Annotated in this window: 20 protein-coding genes, 3 pseudogenes and 2 riboswitches; of the genes and pseudogenes, 11 read left to right on the top strand and 12 right to left on the bottom strand. The window is 44.4% G+C overall.

Going from position 1 to position 23,872, the window contains the following annotated elements:
• Positions 1 to 207: 207 nt before the first annotated feature.
• From P9J64_17035 to P9J64_17025, 3 genes and pseudogenes are all read right to left on the bottom strand, one after another.
• Positions 208 to 621, bottom strand: a complete 414-nt coding sequence (locus P9J64_17035) for a hypothetical protein (GenBank protein MDG5470023.1) — start codon at positions 619 to 621, stop codon at positions 208 to 210.
• A gap of 759 nt (positions 622 to 1,380) precedes the next feature.
• Positions 1,381 to 2,482 (bottom strand): annotated as a pseudogene (locus tag P9J64_17030) (transposase).
• A gap of 219 nt (positions 2,483 to 2,701) precedes the next feature.
• Positions 2,702 to 3,748 carry a TIGR00341 family protein gene (locus P9J64_17025; GenBank protein ID MDG5470022.1) on the bottom strand — a complete coding sequence of 349 codons (1,047 nt, stop codon included), beginning with the start codon at positions 3,746 to 3,748 and terminating at the stop codon, positions 2,702 to 2,704.
• Positions 3,749 to 4,384: 636 nt separating this feature from the next.
• Between P9J64_17025 and P9J64_17020 the strand changes: the two genes are divergently transcribed.
• Positions 4,385 to 4,840 (top strand): hypothetical protein, encoded by a 456-nt coding sequence (locus tag P9J64_17020; GenBank protein ID MDG5470021.1) that lies wholly within the window; start codon positions 4,385 to 4,387, stop codon positions 4,838 to 4,840.
• A gap of 54 nt (positions 4,841 to 4,894) precedes the next feature.
• Positions 4,895 to 5,560 carry a hypothetical protein gene (locus P9J64_17015; GenBank protein ID MDG5470020.1) on the top strand — a complete coding sequence of 222 codons (666 nt, stop codon included), beginning with the start codon at positions 4,895 to 4,897 and terminating at the stop codon, positions 5,558 to 5,560.
• A gap of 328 nt (positions 5,561 to 5,888) precedes the next feature.
• Here the strand turns inward: P9J64_17015 and P9J64_17010 are convergent, their stop codons facing one another.
• A complete protein-coding gene (locus tag P9J64_17010) occupies positions 5,889 to 6,392 on the bottom strand; it encodes a lactoylglutathione lyase family protein (GenBank protein MDG5470019.1) in 504 nt (167 codons plus the stop codon).
• 128 nt (positions 6,393 to 6,520) lie between these two features.
• Between P9J64_17010 and P9J64_17005 the strand changes: the two genes are divergently transcribed.
• Positions 6,521 to 7,405 (top strand): LysR family transcriptional regulator, encoded by an 885-nt coding sequence (locus P9J64_17005; GenBank protein MDG5470018.1) that lies wholly within the window; start codon positions 6,521 to 6,523, stop codon positions 7,403 to 7,405.
• A gap of 500 nt (positions 7,406 to 7,905) precedes the next feature.
• Here the strand turns inward: P9J64_17005 and P9J64_17000 are convergent, their stop codons facing one another.
• The 4 genes and pseudogenes from P9J64_17000 to P9J64_16985 form a co-directional block, all read right to left on the bottom strand.
• Positions 7,906 to 8,283: a hypothetical protein gene (locus tag P9J64_17000; GenBank protein ID MDG5470017.1), complete on the bottom strand. Its 378-nt coding sequence runs from the start codon at positions 8,281 to 8,283 to the stop codon at positions 7,906 to 7,908.
• Positions 8,284 to 9,545: 1,262 nt separating this feature from the next.
• Positions 9,546 to 9,636, bottom strand: a riboswitch (cyclic di-GMP riboswitch).
• A gap of 877 nt (positions 9,637 to 10,513) precedes the next feature.
• The gene (locus P9J64_16995; protein ID MDG5470016.1) at positions 10,514 to 10,720 is read right to left on the bottom strand and encodes a hypothetical protein; all 207 of its coding nucleotides are present in this window, start codon (positions 10,718 to 10,720) and stop codon (positions 10,514 to 10,516) included.
• Positions 10,721 to 11,183: 463 nt separating this feature from the next.
• Positions 11,184 to 11,372, bottom strand: coding sequence for a hypothetical protein (locus P9J64_16990; GenBank protein ID MDG5470015.1), 189 nt, complete (start codon positions 11,370 to 11,372; stop codon positions 11,184 to 11,186).
• Between the two features lie 368 nt (positions 11,373 to 11,740).
• Positions 11,741 to 12,842 (bottom strand): annotated as a pseudogene (locus P9J64_16985) (transposase).
• A gap of 734 nt (positions 12,843 to 13,576) precedes the next feature.
• Between P9J64_16985 and P9J64_16980 the strand changes: the two are divergent.
• From P9J64_16980 to P9J64_16970, 3 genes are all read left to right on the top strand, one after another.
• A complete protein-coding gene (locus P9J64_16980) occupies positions 13,577 to 13,978 on the top strand; it encodes a hypothetical protein (protein MDG5470014.1) in 402 nt (133 codons plus the stop codon).
• 568 nt (positions 13,979 to 14,546) lie between these two features.
• Entirely contained in the window at positions 14,547 to 14,876 is a 330-nt protein-coding gene (locus P9J64_16975) for a hypothetical protein (GenBank protein MDG5470013.1), read from the top strand.
• 763 nt (positions 14,877 to 15,639) lie between these two features.
• Positions 15,640 to 16,074: a CBS domain-containing protein gene (locus P9J64_16970; GenBank protein ID MDG5470012.1), complete on the top strand. Its 435-nt coding sequence runs from the start codon at positions 15,640 to 15,642 to the stop codon at positions 16,072 to 16,074.
• Positions 16,075 to 16,303: 229 nt separating this feature from the next.
• Here the strand turns inward: P9J64_16970 and P9J64_16965 are convergent.
• Positions 16,304 to 16,852, bottom strand: a pseudogene (locus P9J64_16965) (recombinase family protein).
• Between the two features lie 358 nt (positions 16,853 to 17,210).
• Here P9J64_16965 and P9J64_16960 point away from each other — a divergent pair.
• Positions 17,211 to 17,897, top strand: coding sequence for a hypothetical protein (locus P9J64_16960; protein ID MDG5470011.1), 687 nt, complete (start codon positions 17,211 to 17,213; stop codon positions 17,895 to 17,897).
• 390 nt (positions 17,898 to 18,287) lie between these two features.
• Positions 18,288 to 18,470: a hypothetical protein gene (locus P9J64_16955; protein ID MDG5470010.1), complete on the top strand. Its 183-nt coding sequence runs from the start codon at positions 18,288 to 18,290 to the stop codon at positions 18,468 to 18,470.
• Between the two features lie 165 nt (positions 18,471 to 18,635).
• Here P9J64_16955 and P9J64_16950 read toward each other — a convergent pair whose 3' ends face one another.
• The 3 genes from P9J64_16950 to P9J64_16940 are packed head-to-tail and all read right to left on the bottom strand — an operon-like array spanning position 18,636 to position 20,202.
• Positions 18,636 to 19,238, bottom strand: coding sequence for an SCO family protein (locus P9J64_16950; protein ID MDG5470009.1), 603 nt, complete (start codon positions 19,236 to 19,238; stop codon positions 18,636 to 18,638).
• 29 nt (positions 19,239 to 19,267) lie between these two features.
• Positions 19,268 to 19,729 (bottom strand): copper chaperone PCu(A)C, encoded by a 462-nt coding sequence (locus P9J64_16945; GenBank protein ID MDG5470008.1) that lies wholly within the window; start codon positions 19,727 to 19,729, stop codon positions 19,268 to 19,270.
• Positions 19,730 to 19,767: 38 nt separating this feature from the next.
• The gene (locus tag P9J64_16940) at positions 19,768 to 20,202 is read right to left on the bottom strand and encodes a DsrE family protein (protein ID MDG5470007.1); all 435 of its coding nucleotides are present in this window, start codon (positions 20,200 to 20,202) and stop codon (positions 19,768 to 19,770) included.
• 665 nt (positions 20,203 to 20,867) lie between these two features.
• A riboswitch (cyclic di-GMP riboswitch) is annotated at positions 20,868 to 20,953 on the top strand.
• Positions 20,954 to 21,040: 87 nt separating this feature from the next.
• On the opposite strand from P9J64_16940, the gene P9J64_16935 reads away from it, so the two are divergent.
• From P9J64_16935 to P9J64_16925, 3 genes are all read left to right on the top strand, one after another.
• A complete protein-coding gene (locus P9J64_16935; protein MDG5470006.1) occupies positions 21,041 to 22,174 on the top strand; it encodes a hypothetical protein in 1,134 nt (377 codons plus the stop codon).
• A 26-nt stretch (positions 22,175 to 22,200) separates the two neighbouring features.
• Entirely contained in the window at positions 22,201 to 22,770 is a 570-nt protein-coding gene (locus P9J64_16930) for a cytochrome c3 family protein (GenBank protein ID MDG5470005.1), read from the top strand.
• Positions 22,771 to 23,543: 773 nt separating this feature from the next.
• Entirely contained in the window at positions 23,544 to 23,696 is a 153-nt protein-coding gene (locus P9J64_16925) for a hypothetical protein (GenBank protein MDG5470004.1), read from the top strand.
• Positions 23,697 to 23,872: the final 176 nt, after the last annotated feature.

Genomic DNA, 23,872 nt, shown 5'->3' with positions numbered 1-23,872 from the left:
AAACTTTCAGCGCTACTGGATTGCTGAATAAATAGTAACCTCGGAGTTACATCCAACAATACCATCCCTCAACCACACAAAAGTTTCAAAGCACAATCAAAAAAGCTGCTTATCCACAAAAAAAAACCAACGAGGAGAACCCTGCTTCAAAAGGGTTCTCCTCGGAAAAGTTTATAGCCAGACAACAATCATAAATTGTCGGTATGATTAATTGAGTGGGCAAGTCTGGTCGTTATTTGTCTCGAAGTCATCTTTTTGAGTTTCAATTGACATAGCTGAGTCGAGCGACGAGCAATAATCCTCAACTGCGTCTAGCGGACTGCCACCATCAAAGCACGGAAAAGCTTCGCAATTTAAAAGTGAAGCAACCGCATGTCGGCGAAGTGCATAAATACCACCCCCACCTTTCTTAAGCGCTTCAAGAAGGGTTAACTCCCCCGTATCCTCACATGTGAATACATCATCAAATGCATCTCCCGTTGAGTGGTTAATCCAAGAATCCCAATGCTGAGCTTGCTTCCAATAACCAGGGGTACAGCCCTTGTTGCAAGCTATAGAGATGCTGCTAAAAGCAATCAACAACAAAAACGAAACCGTAAAAATAGAAACTAGTTTTTTCATGTTTTCCTCCAATCATCTCCCTGTTGCATTGTAAGAATAAAATGCCCATTAAACATTAAGTGCCTACAAGATTATTCATACAGCTTCACCTCCTTGGAATTTGCTGTTTTTGCCAAATCCAGCAAAGAAAAATTACATTAATTACCAATTCTTTAAGTCTTAGAAGACAGGCTTGGCCTGCAAAACTTTATTCCCTGCAACGTAATACCAAATGCGTAAGCTTGTGGATGTAAGCACCTGCTGCTATATGCACCAGCGGGCAATCAACGCCTATCCTAAAGGATGCCATAGGCCTAAGTCCGTGGTCGTTCATTATCAACAAATATTAGTTAGACTTATATCAATGTTAATTTTTTAATCAACGCTACAATTGGTGGTTTTTTTTGTGCAATAAGTAGCAATATGTGCTGCTACAAAAGCTCAACATAATTCAATCAAAAGGATGAACTTTCATGCCCTGGGGGAAAATTATTATCTTATGTTTTAGATTGATTCCGACTAGCATTTTTGTAGTAGAATTGAATTGTCGCAGAAGAGAGTTGCCATGATTTTTGCTCTCATAACTCACGACTTGTGGGACGAAAAACGGTTTCTTGTTGAGCCTTTTGCAAAAGTCCTGGGCTGAGGTACTTCAGAACAAGTTGAAGTCTTGATTCCCCGTTTCAACTAAAAAAACACGGCTGGAAACGATCTACTTGGCCGGCTTTCGGCTTTTGGAACAGACTTATCCCTGTAAACTCATCTTTTGCTCCGTGACAATCAGAAACCTGTGACTTTGAGCAACTGGTCGGCAAACAAGGTCACGATGCCGAACATGGCGTGCATCATGACCTTGTCTGGGCCACGGACCTGAACGCTCCGGCCTCCGAACTCGTCCTTGAATCGGCCATTACAGCGCTCCACCGAGGTGCGTTCATTATAGCGTGCGGCTTCATGCTGGGCCATTGGCGCGATCTTTTTACTCCGTGGGTTGCGGTCAATAACGGGTACATGGCCAAGCGCTTTGCTCTGCTCCCAAATCTGCGTCGCATCATAAGCGGCGTCCATCAGGTCGTAACAGGACGTCACTTTGACAGCACTCAGCTTCATCAACGGGATCGCCACTTGGCTGTCATGAAGTGGCGCCGACGTCAAGACCGCACTGATCGGCAACCCGCAATCATTCACGTCCAGATGCAGCTTGTAGCCGTGCCAGGTCTCCATATAGCCTTGGGCATTCTTCTTGACGCCTCGATCACAGACCTTTGGCAATTCCGCAAGCGCTTCTTGTGCCGTCTGGAGTCGCTGAAGATCGAGCCGTTTCAGTGGGCGAACCTCACCTTTGGTCGGACGCCCTCGCTTCTTCGCGACCTTGGGCAACTTAATCTTTTTTGCAGGTTTCTCTCGCCCTGGAAGAGCCGTCGAATCCCGGCTGATGTGCCCTCAACTCCGTTCCGAGGTGCTCTTTGACCAGTGCATCGTGGACGACCGTGCCCAAACCAGCCTTGGCATACTCGGCAAAGGCACGTGAAAAGGTCGATTCCGAGGGAACTTCCTGCCGTTTGCTGAACCCACAGATGATCCGTAGATTCGGGGTGCTCAGCAAAGCGTTCCGCAAAGGCCTGGTGTGCTGATAACGAAGCAACGCCTTAGCCACAAAGGCCCGAGCGATTAATTCACGTTCCTTGATCGGTCGTCCCAACCATTGCCGACGGCGACTGACTGGGACATGCTGTTCAATCTGAACCAATTCAAGGATCTTGACCAGGCGCTTCTCCGGATCAGTGAGCGGGTCGGGCAGGCTTTCGTCAAGATAGGGAAATAGACTTTGCTGTACTGTTCCCATCAACCATGATATTTTCGCGTTGAGCTTCATGGGCATCCTCCTGAGGATTATTTGGCCTAGTAACCTAATAATATCAGACAGTTGCCCTTGAGGCTCAACTTTTATATGCTTTTACTAAGTGTATTCATAAACGTGAATGTACTTTTGCAAAAGGCTCAATAAGAAGCCGGTTTTCTTCTTAGAAGTCGTGACTTGTATGAAATCTCTCTTGAGTCAATGCAACGTGATGTCAATTAATGCTCTCGAATAAATATGTTACTTAGTTGCAACTAGGTAGTCCTTGATTTTGCCTTTTAGTCTAATCACCCTCACCGGGGTGTCTTCTCCTACGACATTACTTATAATGCCAACAAGGTCTGACGAAAGTTTTTCGGGAATATTACTTGGGCTCACCAAAAAGGCGTGGATACCCATGTTCGGCTCAACTCCAATTCTGGCAACCATCATGACCTCGACGTCCTTTTCTGTGCCAATGCGCTCTTGGACTGCACTACGAACCTTCAAAGAGGCCGGATACGTAAGAGGGCGAGTTTGCCCTTCCCTCGCCTGCTTGAGGGCACGATCGCCGAGAGGAAAAATAAGCAAACCAACGGCTAGAACCAGCGACAGGAACATCCGACGCGCCCAGATTGGAAGCTGAGCACCTGCTAAAGAGCCCTGGACACCCAAAAACCGAAAAATCAACGCCGCGCCCAAAATGATCGCGATAAGGTTAGTGATCAACAGCACAGTTGCTGCTCCAGCCAACCAGTAGACACTAGCCGCTATTGCTATCCCGACAACAGCCAATGGCGGAACCAACGCGGCGGCTATGGCAACACCGGCAACTGTGGCAAATAAGTCTGGTCGGCCCATAGAGTAAGCGGCGGCCATTCCTGATAGCACTGCGACTCCGAGGTCAAGTAAATTGACATTGCCTCTAGCCATGATCTCCAAGGTTGGTTCATACTCCGGGGTAAGAAAACCAAGGATTAGCGAGATCAATAACCCGCCAGAAACTCCAAATGACATAGCTTTCATTGAGTCCCTGAACAGGCTAATATTTCCTTGAACTAAAGCGAAGCCAGCTCCGATCAGCGGAGACATTAAAGGTGCGACTAGCATCGCGCCAATCACTACCGGAATTGAATCCTGCATCAAGCCAAGAGCAGCGAGTGCTGTGGCTAAGCCCATCATTATAATAAAGTCGATGTTCCAGCACGCACTCTTCTCGAAATGCTGGACTAACTCAATACGGCCCCCGCGGTCGAGCGTAGGAAAGAGGGGAAACCTCTCTCGATCAGTTGAATTATTGATAGACATAAGCCCTCTCTCTTTAAATTATTGCTCGGATTAAAAAATTCCAAACGACAAGGGAGACCTTCTTTTATAATAAGCGACTTTCAATGCAAACCTTACATTGCTTTCAGGTAGTTACAACTTGAATGATAGGAAAAAGAGCGGCAAGCCTTAAACACGGAGGAACAACACGGCCAAAAAATAAGGCACCAGCCACGATTGCGTGCTGATACCTTTCTTTAAATAGCGCTTTCAAAAAAAGAACTCCCAAACTCTAAGCCGAAGAGGGGAGCTCGTGCCTTCTTTGTCCTCCTAAACTATTTGGAATGCTAGAATTTAGTAGAGGTGAGCGACTGATTTATAAGAATGAATTTTGAGTACAGCGGGGGTGCTAAAGTTGGAGGGGCAGAGTTTTTATAAATCCTACTGTATTGCTTGGTGCGTTTGAACTCGACAAAACTACTAAATTATTACGACCCCTGCAATCCAATAAAAAGGCCACCCGTTTCCAGGTGGCCATTTTTCATATTATAAGTCGTGATTTATAAGAAGCCAGTTATAGAGCAGGCATCCTGCAAAGGGCTGTCAGTTTGATATTATTACTTGTAGGTAGCAACCAACAGGAGACAAGAGTAACACGATTAACGCATGGAGTTTGTTATGGGCATGAACAGTTCATACAAGAAGCCCTTCACAGGTCTGCTCCCACTTTACGTTTCGGCCTTGATTGTCCTGACCCTGTCTTGGTGCATTGTCAGTCCAAGCTGGGCAGGTGAGAAGTCAAATCTTTTAGATGGCAGATCCTATGTAGGTAAGAATGGTGAAGTAGGCCAAGAACTTGCTGAGTACGAAGATGAAGAGATCATCTTCCAGGATGGTCTGTTTACTTCAGCTTCATGCGAACCCTACAATTTTGGCAGCAGTCCATATAATACAAAAATCATTGACGAAAAAATCCATTTCGACGCTGTAACGGAAAGTCCGACACATGGGAAGATCTCTTGGCAAGGTATCATCGATGGCGAACAAGTCGAGGTGAGCTTTGTTTGGACCAAGGAGCGTTGGTACTGGGACACCCGTAGAGAGTATTGGTTCCGGGGTAAATTAAAGGAATGACCTGTTCTCTTCCTAGAGTATTTGTGTAGGCATAATAATATCTGGAGTACAGGATTGGCCATTACGAGCCAGGACAACAAAATCCCTTCAAAGAAAAAACGCTTTTCCAGAATCGCCATTGTTGTGGGAATCATAATCCTGCTCAATGTTGCAGGGACTTGGATAGGACACCAGATCAACTTTCAGCTATTTCCTCGCCATGAATCTATGCTTCAAGTCGCACTACTAATTGCACTTTTGACCTACATTCTTTTGATGGCGACTCCATTCATGCCAGGGATTGAACTTGGGCTGGCATTCATGCTGCTGCTCGGCAGTAAAAGTGCCTTACTGATTTATCTCTGCACACTAATTGCTTTGTCAATCAGCTACACAATAGGGCGATTTTTTCCCCTACGTATAGTGCGCCGGTTTCTCAAATGGCTTTACTTAGAAAAAGCAAGTGAGCTAATTAGCCAACTGGAACCCCTTGATCAACAAAAAAGACTGGAATTTTTGAACAGGAAAACACCAAAGAAAATCACCCCTTTTCTACTCAAGCATCGTTTTATAACTTTAGCTGTGGTTCTGAACCTACCGGGAAATGCCTTGATTGGCGGTGGTGGAGGTATTGGTCTTGTGGTAGGAATGAGCAAGCTAGTCTCGTTCTATAAATACTTTTTCATCATGGCTTTCGCCATTTTACCCGTCCCATTATGTGTCTACATTCAAGGTCTATGATGCAACCTGAAACACGGCGAATATTATTAGTTGTCTTGATATTTAGGAATGGCATTGACGGAGACATGTTAATCGATTGATATGAAGACAGGATTACTGTAATTCCTCCTACATTGATTTCAGCCTTCTAGATTGTCCGAAATACGAAATTACTACTGACCCTGATAAAACAGTAAAGGCCACCTGGAGATGATCCAAGTGGCCATAGTTTCGTGTATTAAACAGCTTACTGAATACCTCTATCAATAAGAAGCCGTTTTTCCTCTCATATGTCGTGAATTTCAGGAAAATTAGGGGCCGCATTCAGCGACCCCTAATAATATGTTTGTTATTTATATGCACCACTCGCGTAATGTAACTCATAACTGTGACTATAGATTTCAATGATATTGCCGAACGGATCTTCCATATAAATCATCCGATAAGGCTTTTCTCCTGGATAATAATAGCGTGGTTCTTTCATACGCTTCTTCCCACCTGCCGCAACAATCTTTTCAGTCAATTCTTCCACATTGGGGTCTTGCACACAAAAGTGGAAAATACCTGTTTTCCAGTATTCAAAATTGTTTTCAGGGTTTGTTTGGTTTTTGAATTCAAACAGTTCGACCCCAATGCGATCTCCTGTTGACAAATGGGCTATACGAAAGCGCTCCCAGTTAGCCCCGAAAACATCAGTACACATTTCTCCAATAGCACTATCGTCTTCAACGACGTCAGTAGGTTCCATAATCAGATACCAACCCATTACCTCTGTATAGAACTTTACCGCTGCATCTAAGTCTGGCACCGAAATGCCAATATGTGAAAATGTACGTGGATAAGAACTGGACATGATCGACTCCTTATTTTTTGTGGTTTGTTGCTCTTTGTTGAGGCCACTATAGGACAAGGCGTTGAAAAACAAAAATTATCATATATTATCTACTTAATAATATTTCGTAATGGATGGCGGCTGCTTCTATGATTAACCAACAATGGCTACACACCTTTCTTACACTGGTCGAAGTCGGTCACTTTACGTTGACTGGTGACAAGCTACATATGACTCAACCGGGGGTTAGCCAGCACATTAAGAAGCTGGAAGAACAACTGGAAGTTCTATTGTTGAACCGGATTGGAAAGCGGTTTGAGGTGACCAGAGAGGGCGAGGCATTGTACCAGTTTGGATGCAAAAGAAGGCAAGAGGAAGAACAACTCTACAGGGAGTTACAGTTTGATGACCCCCATAAGGGTGAATGTCGCTTTGCTTGTTCGGGAGCAATGGCGAGCTTTTTGTATCCACATCTACTGAAAAGGCAGAAAAAGCATTCCGGACTTATTGTCTCCGTTGAAGGTGCACCTAACGAGCGAATCATCGAGAGCATATTAAAAAATGCAATTGACCTGGGTATTGTCACCCAGTCTTCCCCTTCGACTGAATTGGTGTATGAAGCGATCGGTTTTGAACCCTTGTGTCTTTTTCTGCCAAGCACCTATGCTTCTCAGCCTCTGAGTTTTGACAGCCTAAAAGAGTTAGGCTTCATTGACCACCCAGATGGCGCTCACTACGCCGACCGTCTTTTGAGTGCCAACTTTGGTGAACAATTCCATAGCGTCGAAAAACTTAATAAAACTGGTTATATCAATCAGATAAATCAGATCTTGATACCTGTGTCTGACGGCCTCGGCTTTACGGTGTTGCCGGAAAAGGCCGTTCGTCACTTTCCGCAGCAGTCATTGCTTTATGTCGCCCCTTTAAAAGTACCAATCCAAGACGAATTATTTCTGGCCAGAAAAAAACATCGGGTACTGCCGAAGCGTTATGATTGGTTTGAGCGAAAAATCAAAGAATTGGTCAGAATGTAACTGGTGGGCAAGACAGCTAGGAGCAAGAGTAAAATTATACGTGTCACAGTGAATTTGGGGCAGGAGGTTCTGGTTCAAATTCAGAAATCACGATTACTATTTATTCTCTCGCATTGAGTGGAGTGTCTGAAATTGTCCGAAATGCGAAATTACCACTGATCCTGACAAACAAGAAAACGCCCCAGAGTTTCCTGGGGCGTTTTATGTTCATCTATATCTTCGAGTGTTCCCTTCGTGGGAACCTTTGATGGATCACGAGACCTCAGCAATCCAAGTATTTTTGTTTTTCAACTTTATGAGATTTTCCCTAAACGGTCAGGTGGATCAGAGACTAGCATAACGTCTTCATCCTTTGCCTTCGAGAGACCTCATGACAGATTTGAGGTAACTCAAATATAACACAAACAGGAGGATTAAAACTAAGCTCAGAAATCTCTATCAACAAGAAGCCTACGCAAAACACTAAAGCATCACCCCTTCCGCTTTAGTGATTGTCTAGCTCATGAAGCTAGTAACCATTTTTCTGCTTCACCTATATCTTTAAAAATTTTCCCGAACAAACCCCGATTAACAGCCACATCTTCACCAAATAAGTTGAGATCATGGTCCCCTGCTTGTCGGTCGATAAACGCCAGTTTGATTCCTATAAAGCCTATTTCTGGGAGTTTTGCAGCGAATTGGAACATCTCGATAGTGGAAAATTGACTTCCTATGTCCTCTTCAATCACTAATTTCCAATATCCCCTGTTTCTACATTCCTTAGCAATACGTGTCCAAACGCTTAAAGCTTCATGGCGCTCCTCATGCAGAGAACGGATAAAAGCATATAGATACTCTGGTTTTTCCTTGTATGTAACTTCGTAAATTGGTTCGTCCACCTCAGGGCCCTCCTTATGTATACGTGCTAACGGACCAAGCTAAGAGAGCGGGCGTTGGTCTTTTTATCTCTATCAATAGCACGCCGGTTTTGCCTCAGAAGTCGTGATAAGCAATAAAGACCCACCATTACAAGGAACCGTTTATAATTATGCGTCTGCACCTGACACTAAAGCATTCAGAAGGCAGATCGTCTATCAGGGCCGTTAAAGAGGCAAGAGGCCTCACGTCTGTCCTTTTCTCGAATAGAGTCAAAACCAACAGTTACCCAACCACTCGATCGTTTAAACTGCATTACGTTATTCTTTTCTAGCAGTACATCGAGAACTGGAGGAGTCAGATGTTGATAAGTCCCATCTCTTGCGATGATATGAATAAGTTGTTGTCCTTGTCTTCGTAGGACTCTGCGATCTGGCATCGCTTCTCTCCTAACAAAAATGTTGTACCAGTTCATATTATAGCTTATTTGAGAAATACAAATCCTGATAAATAAAAACGGCCACCAAGGATCGTCCCCTGGTGGCCATAGTTTTGTGTATTAAACAGCTTACTGAATACCTCTATCAATAAGAAGCCGAATTTCGTCTCATAAGTCGTGACTTTTTGTAATAATTATCTTTCGTGACAATAACGGCATAATGAAAAAGTCCTATTGGATGCTGTCGCTCTATAGTCATTATGTGAGCCACTTCCGTGGCAGTTTTCACATAATATCTCTGTTTCAAAGCGAACTCTTTTTGACTTTAGACTACTACCGAGCAGTACCCCCTCATTTCGCGCTTTTTTGTCCTTAAATTTGATACTAATCATGTGGCTACTACATTTTCCTTCGTCGAATAAAAGGCAGAAGCTTGGATGCTTAGAGTTGGTTCCAACATGACAGGAAATGCAATTAGAAGAGTTTTTTTCAAGCTCTGACTCAACGTCTTGAAGGGCGAAGACTACGGAACAAAACAACAGGCATAAGAGGAGATAAAGCAGAGCCTGAGAAATAACTAGGCTGTTTATACTAAAAAGAAACATAACGTTCTCCTTAATATCTCATCACGGTAATATTCGATAAACCAGAAGGAAGACAGAAACCTCATTCAATGTTACATGCCATACATCCCATCTCCTCCTGTAGCTGCACACCTTTCACAAGTATCAATGGTATGCTTTTTGTTCGTAAAAAAAGATGCTGTATAAATATAATTATCAATAACACTCCACCAAGTTTGTCCGTTAAAACTGAAAAACCGAGCATACTTAAGGATCAGTATCCTTAGGCAGCTCGGCCATCTTCGTGTAGTTTTATCAAGTAAAGATCCGCCGCTTTCCGTCCTCACCTTACGATGAGTATGGCGTTTCTCGGGATCATTGTTTACTAATTAATTTCAACCTATCCCAGGCATGATTATTGTCAAGTCATGACAAACCAAAACGCAACTAATGGATGAACAAAATCACACGAATGACTATGCTACGAGACCACTACTTAACGTTAAAAATATTCTCGTTTGTTTTATTATAAATCCTGCTGGATTGCTCGGCGCATGCTAAATAAAAAAACTTGAGAAATTCTTACTACCCCTGACAAATAAGAAAAGGCCACCAAGGATCGTCCCCTGGTGGCCATAGTTTTGTGTATTAAACAGCTTACTGAATACCTCTATCAATAAGAAGCTCGTTTTCGTCTTATATGTCGTGATGTTTAAAAGGATTCTTGAAGCATTACGGTGTCAATATCCCTTTAAGTGTTATAACACAATCACATTTGCAACTATCACAGGCAGTAAGAACAGGCTTTCCACATTCATAATCAGTATGTATAAAATCGTCCAAAGGGGTTTCGTTCAACGAGTTACATTTGTTACAAGGCCAAGTAATAAAGCTCGATTTGATCATCCGCCCCCTCCAGATTGATATTTTTACTGGTATTTAAGAACTCACATCAACGATCACCAACCTAGCACACGACTACTCACAATCGTCTCATAAATATTACTGCATTGATTTCATGGCCTCAGATTGACCGAAATGCGAAATCCTTAAAGACCCTGACTTATAGAAAAGGCCACCAAGGAGCGAACCCTGGTGGCCATAGTTTTGTGGATTAAAGTGCTTACTGAATACCTCTATCAATAATAAGCCGTTTTTCTTCTAGGAAGTCGTGACAAACAAGAAATGCCACCAAGGATTGAACCCTGGTGGCCATGATAAAACAGTGAAGGTTAGGAATGTTTGTGCAGATCAAGGCTCCAAAGCAAAAAATACGCGTTGTCGTCGTTCTTCACCATCGTATGGTGCTCTTTGATTTCGCATTTTATCTCGGCCAAGAACAGCCCATCCATCAGAACGTTTAAAAAACATAATCTTTTCTGTCAACAGAAGAAATTGTAACTCGTCATTGTTAACCAACTCTTCATGACCATCTTTAAGTACCACAGGGATAAGCACAGAATGAGCCTCCTTTCTAGCCGGCAACTATCTCCTAAGCTATCGCGAAGAGTGGTTCTGTCAAGAACGTAGATAAATAAATTAATTTTGGGAACTTCTTGGAAACACACTAGAGGGTTGATTGTTTCATAAATCATCTCACATTGTTTCGGAATGTTCAGATTGGCATAAATGCGAGATTCTCGCTGACCCTGACATATAAAAAGGCCACCAAGGATCGGACCCTGGTGGCCATAGTTTTGTGTAGTAAACACCTTACTGAATACCTCTATCAATAAGAGGCCGTTTTTCGTTTCAGAAGTCGTGACTTATGAGACAAATTCTCTGCATTTCGAGTAGGCACCTCTACGTATCGCAGAGTGAGAGACTTGACGTTGTTTTACAAACTCTACAGCAACCATTTATTGCAACACAAAAAACTGATTACAGAAGAGTCAAAAGATTTTTGTAGATAAACTCTTAATCAGTCAATGCTGCGTTCTTCACAGTCTTCGCAAGCCCAGACTTCAGAAGTCTGGTCTACGAGAACAGTAAGGGCATTCCCCTCCACATTGATCACGCTCCCCTGTTTGTTGGACTTGAGATTTCTAACCTGGCGTAAGTTGCCGTGTGTAACTGCCTGACTGACGTTAATCAACCCTTCAGCATTCATTCAATTCAGAGCCTCCTCTGGTGGTTAGATTCCCGCACTTTATTACATGAGGCAGTTACTATTTTCTAGCTTGATAAAAAAGAATTTGTCGTGTCTAATGTTTAGCTCAGTCATAAACTCCTACCTATAAGAAAAGGCCACCAAGGATCGAACCCTGGTGGCCATAATTTTGTGTGTTAAAGAGCTTCCTGATTACCGCTATCAATAGGGCCTTTTGCAAAAGTCCTGGGCTGAGGTACTTCAGAACAAGTTGAAGTCTTGATTCCCCGTTTCAACTAAAAAAACACGGCTGGAAACGATCTACTTGGCCGGCTTTCGGCTTTTGGAACAGACTTATCCCTGTAAACTCATCTTTTGCTCCGTGACAATCAGAAACCTGTGACTTTGAGCAACTGGTCGGCAAACAAGGTCACGATGCCGAACATGGCGTGCATCATGACCTTGTCCGGGCCACGGACCTGAACGCTCCGGCCTCCGAACTCGTCCTTGAATCGGCCATTACAGCGCTCCACCGAGGTGCGTTCATTATAGCGTGCGGCTTCATGCTGGGCCATTGGCGCGATCTTTTTACTCCGTGGGTTGCGGTCAATAACGGGTACATGGCCAAGCGCTTTACTCTGCTCCCAAATCTGCGTCGCATCATAAGCGGCGTCCATCAGGTCGTAACAGGACGTCACTTTGACAGCACTCAGCTTCATCAACGGGATCGCCACTTGGCTGTCATGAAGTGGCGCCGACGTCAAGACCGCACTGATCGGCAACCCGCAATCATTCACGTCCAGATGCAGCTTGTAGCCGTGCCAGGTCTCCATATAGCCTTGGGCATTCTTCTTGACGCCTCGATCACAGACCTTTGGCAATTCCGCAAGCGCTTCTTGTGCCGTCTGGAGTCGCTGAAGATCGAGCCGTTTCAGTGGGCGAACCTCAACTTTGGTCGGACGCCCTCGCTTCTTCGCGACCTTGGGCAACTTAATCTTTTTTGCAGGTTTCTCTCGCCCTGGAAGAGCCGTCGAATCCCGGCTGATGTGCCCTCAACTCCGTTCCGAGGTGCTCTTTGACCAGTGCATCGTGGACGACCGTGCCCAAACCAGCCTTGGCATACTCGGCAAAGGCACGTGAAAAGGTCGATTCCGAGGGAACTTCCTGCCGTTTGCTGAACCCACAGATGATCCGTAGATTCGGGGTGCTCAGCAAAGCGTTCCGCAAAGGCCTGGTGTGCTGATAACGAAGCAACGCCTTAGCCACAAAGGCCCGAGCGATTGATTCACGTTCCTTGATCGGTCGTCCCAACCATTGCCGACGGCGACTGACTGGGACATGCTGTTCAATCTGAACCAATTCAAGGATCTTGACCAGGCGCTTCTCCGGATCAGTGAGCGGGTCGGGCAGGCTTTCGTCAAGATAGGGAAATAGACTTTGCTGTACTGTTCCCATCAACCATGATATTTTCGCGTTGAGCTTCATGGGCATCCTCCTGAGGATTATTTGGCCTAGTAACCTAATAATATCAAACAGTTGCCCTTGAGGCTCAACTTTTATATGCTTTTACTAAGTGTATTCATAAACGTGAATGTACTTTTGCAAAAGGCTCTATTGATAGACATAATTCAGTAAGTTAAAAACATAGCCACCAGGGACCGATCCTTGGTGGCTTTTTATTGGATTGCAGGAACAGTAAGAATTTTGCGTTTTAGCCAAGGCTCCTAGTACCAGACAATGCAGGAGGATAAATAGTAAATCGGATGACTGGATTCGAGCCAGCACCCTTGCTCCCGAAATCATCGTAGCAATTTTTGGGGTGCCCACAAATATCAGACGTGGGGAGTTGCAGGAAACTTGTCTTTTTAAAGGTCACTTCACCCCTCAAAAAAGTTGCTTCCCCTCAACATGCTAGATCTGCGCTACTTACGATCAAGCTTTTCACACGAGGCATAGTTGTTGAAATTTAACAAGATAGTAGTAATGTTTAGATGGTATGAGGGGTCATATGGCAGAGGTTAGTAATTGGTATTTGCTTAGTTTTCCCTTTAAGGCAGTTTTAGCTCAAATTGTTCGCTGTGAATATGGGGAAGTAAAGTCTCGTCAAGAACCAAACATTCAGGGTGGAAATGAGCTGTTTTTTGAACTATCCAATGCAGCCGTGAGGCCAAAGGCTTCTTTATCTTATGGCCCCGAAGAACGACTTAAGAAGAAAGGAAGTTGCCATGAATCCATTTACAAGATGTTTTTTAGGAACACTCATCATGACCATACTTGTCGCATGTGCCTATCATGATGTAACTGTCTCGTGGGATGAGACAACACAACTGGCTGACGGTACGGCTTTAAACGAGGAGAATCAGGAAGTACGGTATAACGTCTACATTGACTACAATATAGATCCCAATCATAAATCGATGCTACTTTTGACCAAGGATGGGCCCATTAAAGAAACAAGTTATACAATGCATCATGCTAAAGCCAAAGGGCATTATCTCGTCGGCATTGAAGCCGTTCTTTATGAAAACGGAGCCCCCGTTGTAAATTCAGATTTGAGTTCTTTTGCATGGTCAAACAGCAAAAAAGACACCAATGAAAAACCTTTTGATGTGGATATTGCAAGATAGTCAAACACTAAGGCCAATGGCCTACTCGAAACGTCGGGTTGGCTATTTTGTTTTCAAGATAATGATGGACCAGAGAGGGTTGAGTGTCTCCGAGAGGCCCATTGCACAAAGGAATTTCACAAACGGACCAGACAAGGACCGGTGCCTAAAAAATGAGCGACCCCGAGAAGATCGCATTCATGTAAATACTGGTCGGGATGACTGGATTCAACCAGCGCCCCCGCACCAGAGGCAGGTGCGCTACCAGACTTTGGCTACATTCTTATAAATCACGACATATGAGAGAAAAACCGGCTTCTTATTGATAGAGGTATTCAGTAAACCAAAACTATGGCCACCAGGGTTCGATCCTTGGTGGTCATTTATTATTTATCAGGGGTAGTAAGAATTAAATGCATTTCTGTAAGTTTGACCGAACCAAAACAATGTGAGAGGATTTCTAAGAAGTTTTAAGTGTGTCATCCGGAAGGTGCTAACACACCCTTATGACAACGGATCACCAGTTGGGTAGTTGACGGCAATGTGTCAATCTCTTGGTGTTGGGACGTTAAGTCAGAGAAAAGATCAAATGAAGGTATTTGCTTTTATTTTACTTCTGCTGGCACCATTTAGCTCTCCTGCTGAAGAATGTGAGATCAGTGGAAAAGCAATTTTGTGGGGCTACGACGTTTGTTTTTGGGAGTACGAGACAGATGATTCAATTCATCCGAGTGTGATTGATTGCGTAGAAGAAGGACAGGAGTTGATAGAAAGAGTTGGTTCTTGTGAGGCGAAGCATACATTTAAATCGCGCATCTGCGATATGGCAAGAGAATGGAAAACAGAAGGTATAGACCCAGAAACATGCATTTCGTCTGACATGCCTCTCGGCCCATCAGTTAGAGAGGGAGGTATTTAGAAGACAATAGACAACATAGAAAAAGCTGCTACAAGTTTACATACTACTCTGTCTTATGATCCCTTCATAAGGCAGGGACCTTTTCCCTGCTCCCACCCCCCTCCGGTGAGCGGGTTTTTTATTTTTTAGCACAACGAAAGGAGGTGTTTTGTAGCGTGAACTCCAACAGGAAGAAGGTCGTCTGACATTGCAAAGTCACCTTCATTAAACATCATGCGTCTAACACATTCTTGCTTTCCGTCCTTGCAGTAATCATCGACCATGGCTCTCCAAACTAAATGTTCTCTGATATGAAACTTGTGGAAGAAACCGCAGCAATAAATGTTTCTGCAATACATGGTCCTCTCCTTACGCTCTACCGTAAGTGGTAGAATCTCACATGGAGCATAAATTAAAGCACACTAATTGTATTTATCAAGACGTTTCTGGAAATTTTTACATGTCACGACATAAGAGAAGAAAACGAGCTTCTTATTGATAGAGGTATTAGAGAGACTCTGTTTAACCAATAGTTGGGTCAAATTCCCCGCAGTTTGCTGCGATTGGATGTAAATGATTCATACTATTGCTACCCCGTGGATTGCTGCGGAATAGCTCATTCCACTTAATCATGGCCACCAGAGCTCTTTCTTCGGTGGCCTTTTTTTCGTGTGCATTTATAAAACACGAAAGCCGTTAGCGATTCATCGGCGTTTGACATCCCTGTGCTCTCAGATAAAGTTAAGATCAGTTTTCAGTTCGTGACTTTGGAAAGGAGGGCGCCATGTCCAAATCTATTCGTGATGTGTTGAAGAACAAGGGAGCTTCAATTGTTAGTGTCAGCGCCGATGAGACTGTTTACAAAGCCTTGGAATTGATGGCGAAGGAGGATGTTGGCGCATTGCTTGTCATGAATGAGGAAAACGTGGTCGGTATAATGTCCGAACGCGACTATGCACGAAAGGTGATTTTGGAAGGACGTTCATCACTCAAAACGTCAGTTGAGAAGATCATGACTAACAAAGTACTTTATATCTCTCCGGACAAAAGTGTGGAAGAAGGTTTGGCGCTGATGTCCGACAAGCGCTGTCGTCATCTTCCTGTGTTTGAAGATGGCACGCTGATCGGCATGGTTTCGATTGGCGATCTTGTTCAGGCCAATGTCGCCGACAAGGAATTTATGATCAGCCAGCTTGAGAATTACATTCTCAGTGGGTAAGTGACCTCTATAAGTACTATTCGTTTTTATCCGGGAACACACCACTTATAAACCACGAAAGCCCTCAATCTTCGGATCAGGGGCTTTTCTTATTTGTCACGACTTACGAGAAGAAAAACGGTTTCTTGTTGATAGAGGTATTCAGTAAGCTCTTTAATCTGCAGAATCAAGGCCACCGGATCATCGTCGGGTGGCCTTTTGTGTTCATGCAGACAATGCCTGTCTGTTCTCATATATATAGTCGATATACAGAGGATGTGCTGATGCCATAATGTTCGGCAATCTCACGTTTACTACACCCTGGCGTTTCGTAATCATTTAGAAGTTCGACTATCTCTTGAGGTGTAAGTTTTGGTTTCGCCCCGAAGACAACACCGCGAGCTTTGGCTTTCTCACGGCCCTCCAGTGAGCGTTCCCTGATCAATCCTCGCTCAAATTCACCAATAGCTGCGAGAATGTTGAATTGAAGTTTGCCGTAGATGGTTGTGGTGTCGATCCCCTGGTCCATGACAACGAGATCCACATTCTTCTCTTAAAGTCGCTGAACAATTTTTGATAAATCAACTACGGATCGAGCAAGGCGATCAAGCTTTGTGACCACGAAAACATCTTCCTCCCTAACAAAGTCGAGAGCATTTTTTAGTTCAGGACGATTTTTGGTCGAACTGGCCGAGGCTTTCTCTCGAAAGATGCGTTCACAATCTGCCAAGTGGTCCATTTGCACATCCAGTTTCTGGCCAACGGTACTAACCCTTGCATAACCTACTCTCATGCCCATGATAGTCTCCCTTTAATAGCTGTCTTTGCCCATCCGCTGCTGTGGGAGTGGTCATGAAAGTTTATCTGGGATCGGAAGGTTTTACTGAATTGCAGGGTTTCTAGTAAACAGCTCAAGCACCCAACTTCTTATCATCAAAACAATGCGAGAGGAATTTTAGTAAATAGCCCTTCCATTTTTACTTCGCACTATTGGACACAAGGTTTCCTGTTCGATTTATGGTGAAAAACGACTATAAAACAGAATGTTATGCATTTTTGTCCTTGAAAATACGTTTTGATAGTGAATAATTTAAAAACAAGTTAATAATTGTTGTGTTTGAAAGAAGCTTAAGGATTCTTAAGCGGGAGGTTGCATTGTGAACTTTCCAAATTTGCTCGAGAAAACATCCTTTTTCGATCGTTGGCTACTCGTCAAGCATTCAAAAGATTTTGTTCAGTCTGACCCTCCAATCATCTTATTAAAACTCTATATTCTACGCCTTGCAGCAATCCTTTTAGTGGCAGCGATTTGGGTCACTTTTACCTTGTTGTCCGGTTTCTTTACAGTAGGAGTTGTAATACTGATAGGGGGAGCAACCGGAATTGCACATTTTTTTACTAAGATAAAACCTCATCGATTTCATATTCTAAGTGCACTGCTTCTTACGTTTGCGTGTGGAGTGATTTGTAACGTTTTGGCTGGCTTAGCATTTTTTAGCTCTAAAATGGGTGTCAGCTATTGGCAAGTATTGATTACAAATCTTTCTCCGGAAAACATGCAAATGCTTAGTTGGGTTTTTGTGCAATCCGTACTACCTGAAGATCTAATCTATTACCTGATTTCAATAACAATTGTATTCTTTTTTGCACAACATAGTTATTTCTACGGGATGCGTGGTTCACAAAGCATTGATGTGCAGTTAATAAATGGCAACGTTTATCATATGGGGACAATGGCTCTAACAGTACTCCTTGAATTGAACAGGGTTGTTCAATTCAAACGTTCTCAAGGTTGGGCTGTGGTTGGTAGAGATCCGTTACGAAAATCAATAAGGCATGGATAATTTTGCTACCCCAATCGCAAGACATTAATAAATCGTCCCCCGATTCTCTAGTGAACGCCAGCGTTATTCGAGACACTTGATAGAAACATTAAGGAAGCTGTTTATTTCACAAAACTATGGCCACAAGTGTTCAATCCTTGGTGGCCTTTTCTTACATTGCAGGGTTACTAAGAAACTCGTAAATTTGCCAAACTGGAGATTCTGAAACAATGTAGGAGGATAAATAACAAGCCAATATCTTTGACCTAAACTCACGACTAGCAGACTGTCGGACTTTTATTCGCTTTGCAGATTGTTAGTTTGCCTTTTAGACGCTTTCCCAAATATTGCTTTTCTGTAAGCCTTTATTTGTATATCATTGTCTCATCAATATAAAACTAGGAGGGAATAGTGAGAAAATGGGAGTACATGGTTACGAGGATCAATGGAGCGATTGCAGCGCTGCCAAACTCTAGCCATAGTAAGAAGCTCGCCGAATACGGCAACGAAGGATGGGAACTGGTATCCATGTGCAATGAAGTTGATGCCGAAAACAACATAACTTATGCTTACTTCAAGAGGCCAATAGAATAAAAAAAATAAAAAAAACCGCCCCATTTCTGAGGCGGCCATAAAGTCAATTGGCCATCTGGAAACGGGTGGCCTTTCTTAATTGTCAGGATTTATGGCAACATTAAGAAGCAACGTGTAGCCTAATAAAACGTTTGCCCTTGTATGCACGATCGCAACCAGCAATTTTTAGAGATATTTCCGGATCGCCTCCGCCAACTGTTCCGGGGTTTCCTCGTAGATGAACCGGTAGCGGACTTTGCCCTGTTTGTCGTGGAGAAAGACGGTGGTCGTGTGATTGATCGAGTACCAGTTACTGGTTTGGCCCGGAATGATCATGTAATGAGCATGATAGGCTTTCACGACGTTGTCAATTTCCGCTTTGGCCCCGGTCAGGCCGATTGCATTGACACCGAAATATTCAACATATTCCTTCAATAATTTGGGTTTGTCTCGCTCGGGATCGACGGAAATAAATATTGTTCGCACCTGCTCAACCTGCTCCTTGTTCAGAAGGTTGAATGCGCGCTGGAGTTTGGCCAGGGTGCTCGGACAGGCGTCAGGGCAGGAGGTGTATCCGAAAAACAGCAGGACGATGTTCCCTCTGAGATCCTGTAGTTGGAAAGGCTCGCCGCTGGTCCCGGTGAGGGTGAAGTTGCCGCTAGAGTTGAAAAACTGTGCGGGATCGGGCTCTGTCATTTTCGGTGGATCAGTAAGAAAAGATCCCACGATAACAAGCGAGCAGATGCCGATCCCGGCTAACGTCAGTTTTATCAACAGGTTTCTCTTCATTCATAGCCCTCCAGCACGCCCATGCCGAATCAATGGTGGGACATGGGGGACATCGATCCCCATTTTTTGACGACGGCATCGACCACTACCGTTGCCCTGTCGGTAAAGTTCAGCGAGAGCGGGATCGTTTCTCCCTCTTTAATCGGCCTGATAAGGCCGATCAGCATAATATGATAGCCTTTCGGAGCGAGGATCGCCTGCCCGTTGGCAGGGATACGGAGCTCGCTCATCTCCTTCATTTTCATGATTTCACCGACCTGTTCCATAGTGTGGATTTGGACAGTCACTGCGACGTCACAGTCCGCTGATTTTATGACGGCATCGTCAGATCCGGTATTGTGGATTGTCATAAAAGCGGCTGTGGTTGTTGCAGACGGGGGAATGCCGCGAATCCAGGCGTCCTGGACGGTGATCCCCTGCGCCCCGGCGTTAGCAATATACAGCAGCAAAAAGACTTTTAAAAAACAGAGGCTTCGAGAGAGCAATTTCACAGGAATTTCCTTTCAAAGAAATGGTTGCTGTCTGACACTCAATAATCGAGGGTCAGGATTCTCCCCTTGGTGAAATTGAAAAAGGCTTTCTTGTCAGCGATCTGTATCCCGTCGGCAACATCCTCCTTGGATTTCCCCGCCGCCTTTAGGCATCCCGGACAGACCATCATTGTCGCCCCCTGCTTGAGCAGCGCGCTGAACTGTGTCCGTGAGGACGGGAAGTGGGAGTAGGTAATGTCGGGAGAATCCTTGAGAACCGCATCCACGCCCTTGATGTCAATATATACAAGGACATCGTGATCGTCCGACATGATTTTGGCCATGTTGAGGGCCATTAGCAGCCGGTGCGGATCGTCGCTGCCATGGCTGATATGGATGAAAACACCATCCTTGACATTGTTTTCCGCCTGTACCGAGGGTGCCAAGACTGCAGCTAAACAGAACACGCTGAACAAGACCAGAGCTCTTTTCATTGGATCTCTCCTTTCCTTGTCGCAAGATACTTTTTGTGACATAGGTGGCGAGGTGACGTCGCTTGCCACCATGTTAATTATGGGCTTAATTCCCCGGTGATTCACGTGGGATTGTCAACATTTATAGCAGCTCATATAACACTGTCAATCGAGGGCCAGCAGCTTAGTTCAAAGGAAGTGACAGGAATTTTTTTTCGCGGTTTGCTCCGACAGACTTCGAGCGCAGGTTGGAAGGGTTACACAACTCATCGAAGGCCTCTCAAAAGTTACGACTTCTGAGACGAAAAAAGGCTCATTGATACAGGTATTCAGTAACCTTTTTAGTACACAAAACTATGGCCACCAGGGTTCGATCCTTGGTGGCCTTTCCTATGTTGCCGAACTTAACGAAAGGATATATGAGGAGTTGGGAAAAGTGATAAAATATAAGTGGGTAAACAAATAATTGTTTGCCTCCTGAATGACATTTCCCCGTAGACCTCTTCCCCCATCCTTTGGCTGCGGGGAATTTTTTATAATGCAGGGGTAGTAAGAATTTTGCATTTCAGCCAATGTGGTATGCCTCGGACAATGTGGGAGGTAAATAATATTTCCACATTTGTTCAAAATGCCGGAAACAAAACAGAGTTGTGAGATATTTTTAAGATCCTTGTGCTACTATGCACACGACATGACGCCAAACCTTCCGTGAGGAAGGGACGGAAAGCAACGGGTCTTACCTTCTTCTTCAAAAGATAGCCGAGCTGCCAAAGCATTTGATGCCTTGGCAGCTTTTTGTTTTATATGATCTATGACACCGCTCTACAAAGTTTCTATTTGCTTGGGTATGAGGGGGAACATGATAGCTATCAAGCGTATAGCGATGGGTCACGTCGTCAGATGGGCTTTCATAGGTTGTCAGCTCTTGGCAGTGACAGCGTGCTCTGCGCCAGGACCGGAGCGTTCAGACCTGCGCATATTCTGGCCGTTGGATGATAGTGGGCCCAAACTGGAATTTATGGGTGGCGTCCACAGTGACCTCGACCTTGTTCCGTTTGCGGAGCGCAATCAACTGCTTGATGCTTTTACCGGCCGGGTTCCTAATGTCACCCTAAAACAGCCGTTTGGCATCGTGGCACTCGCGCCTGGCAGGGTTCTGGTCACCGATGCCGCACTGAACTGCATCTTACTGTTCGACATCCCGGGGCGTACTGTCAAGCCCTTTTCTTCTTTTTTTTCAGGGGAACCTCTGGGGATCGATACCGACATGGCTGGCAATGTCTATGTCACCAATGCAAGTCTGAAAGCTATTAACGTCTTCAACCGCGACGGTCAGCCTCTTGCCACCATCGCCGGAGGGACTGGACTGGTAAGGCCTTCCTATCTTGCCCTGCACAAAGGTCTTCAACGGGTTTATTTGGCTGATGCGGCCCGCCACAAAATCGTGGTTTATGACACCAAGGGGAACCATCTGTTCGACATCGGATCGCCGGGGAATGATCCTGGCGAATTTGCAGTGCCGCAAGGGATGGCGTTTGACGACCAAGGAAAGCTATTTGTCGCCGACATGCTGAACTGTCGCATCCAAGTGTTCGATGCTGATGGCCACTTCCTTTACACGTTCGGGCATCAAGGCACCAAACCTTGGGGCTTTGAGTACCCCCGCGACCTCGCCTTTGCCAGTGACGGTACTCTGTATATCGTCGATCACCGCAAGGGGATGTTACTCGCATACCAGCCTGAGGGGAAGTTCCTTTTTGCAGTTGGAAAAGGCAAACCGACGTCACATCCCTTGGGCTTTTCGACACCAACTTCGCTTGAAATTAGTAGCGATGGTGCTCTTTATGTGACGGAGCCGACAAACGGCCGCTTTTCAATGTGGCAGGTACTTAACGATAACTATTTGGATGCACACCCTCTCAGTATACAGGATCAGATCGATATTGAGAGTTTCAGCAAAAAATACAGCAAATTAACCAAGAGGCTTTATTGACGCCCACTCTTCAGGGGAAACTTACGATGAAGGTCATACGGTTTATGGTTCTCGGGTTGTTGCTGGGGCATTGTTTGACAGCCAAAGTTCAGGCCTTAGATGGGGCTCACGATTTCGGCGGTCTGATTGCAGATCCTTGCGGGGCCTGCCATAGTGTTCATAACGCGGTTGGTGGCAGCTCGTTATCTAGCAATGATGTCCCTGCAATCACGTCAGTTTACAATAGCCCGACCATGGATCATTCCATTCTTGTAGACACTGTAAATAATTGTGATGCGCCGCTGTGCCTTGCCTGTCACGATGGTGCCTTTGCGCGTGCCAACGTTAGCGTGGACATTGCGGATATAATCGAGGGTAATGTTTCTGACATCACTACCGACCTATCCAACGACCACCCGGTTGGATTTATCTATGACGCATCTTTAGACGACGAGATTAAAGAACCAACAGATGAACACGTTCATGTAACCTTCGGCCCGGGATATAACGAAATGTGGTGTTCAACATGTCATAATGTACACAACAATACGTACCCTCCTTTTCTTAATATGCCAAATGATGGATCTGCTCTTTGTTTTGAGTGTCACATTAAATAGTCCTCTTGTTCTTCAACTCAAATGGAAACAGTTAAAGGTCGAACCTGTGTGCAGCCCCTTATGCTTTTCAACATCGGGGGCATTTCTTTCTTACAATTTTAGAGAGCTTCTAAAAAAATGCTCATTCTCTTTTTCTCAAAAATCACCACTGCCGAGAAGAAAATCGGCTTCTTATTGATAGAGACATTTAAGACGACAAATTGAAGGCCACCTGGAGACGATCCAAGTGGCCTTTTCTATAATGCAGGGTTTTCAGTAATTTAGAATTTCTGACCAATATCCCCATCCAAAACAATGCGAGAGGATTTTTAGTAAATATTTCCTCTTTACCGCTGAACGCTATATCTCCCTTAAGCCCATTCTCAAATATCGGGCTATCTGAAAACCTCGAAGAGCCTGTGTGATATTACTTCTGTTGCTACAGTGAAATACCGTACCACATTGCCTCTCCAGTCAATCTTTCCTGAAACCAAACCATTGTTAGGCCCAGCCAATCATAAAAAAGCCCAACAGACAGAACTATTTTTCAGTGATTTTAGGTGTTTGCAAAACTTGAAACGATGCAAGCAAGTCCTCCTCACAAAAAACAATTATAACCGCTTAAGATTGCCTACTTATGGCCCTTAAGTTGCACTTCGCCTGAGCTAAATAATAATAATTAAAAACCGCTGTTAACTATATTTTATAAATTTACCCTCGGAGCTTTATTTATGTGTAACCGTTCTAAAGCATGTGCGTTTAATCGCACATATAACAAGAATCCTAATAATAACATGCTGCATCAACTTCTCATTGAGACCTACTGCGAAGGCGACCTCCATGAAGTCTGCCGACGCAAGGGTTATGAGGAGGACATGGGAGCTACCCCGCTTGCTGACCTTGGCCCAAATGGTTATAACATGGGCAGCAACCAGAGAATCTACTGACTGCTCCTCCCAAACTTTTATTTCAGGAGAGTTAAAAGGGTTTATATCTAGAGTGCTTGTTTGCGTCCCCCCCTCCTAAGAAACTAATTATTCACATGATTATGGCCACCTAGTAACAGGTGGCCATTTTCTATTTTTCAGGATCAGTAATAATTTTGCATTTCGGGCAATCTGAG

Source organism: Deltaproteobacteria bacterium IMCC39524 (assembly GCA_029667085.1).
Taxonomy (GTDB): Bacteria; Desulfobacterota; Desulfuromonadia; order Desulfuromonadales; family BM103; genus M0040.
The sequence above is the reverse complement of the archived record's forward strand: the minus strand, read 5'-3'. Positions and strand labels throughout refer to the sequence as shown.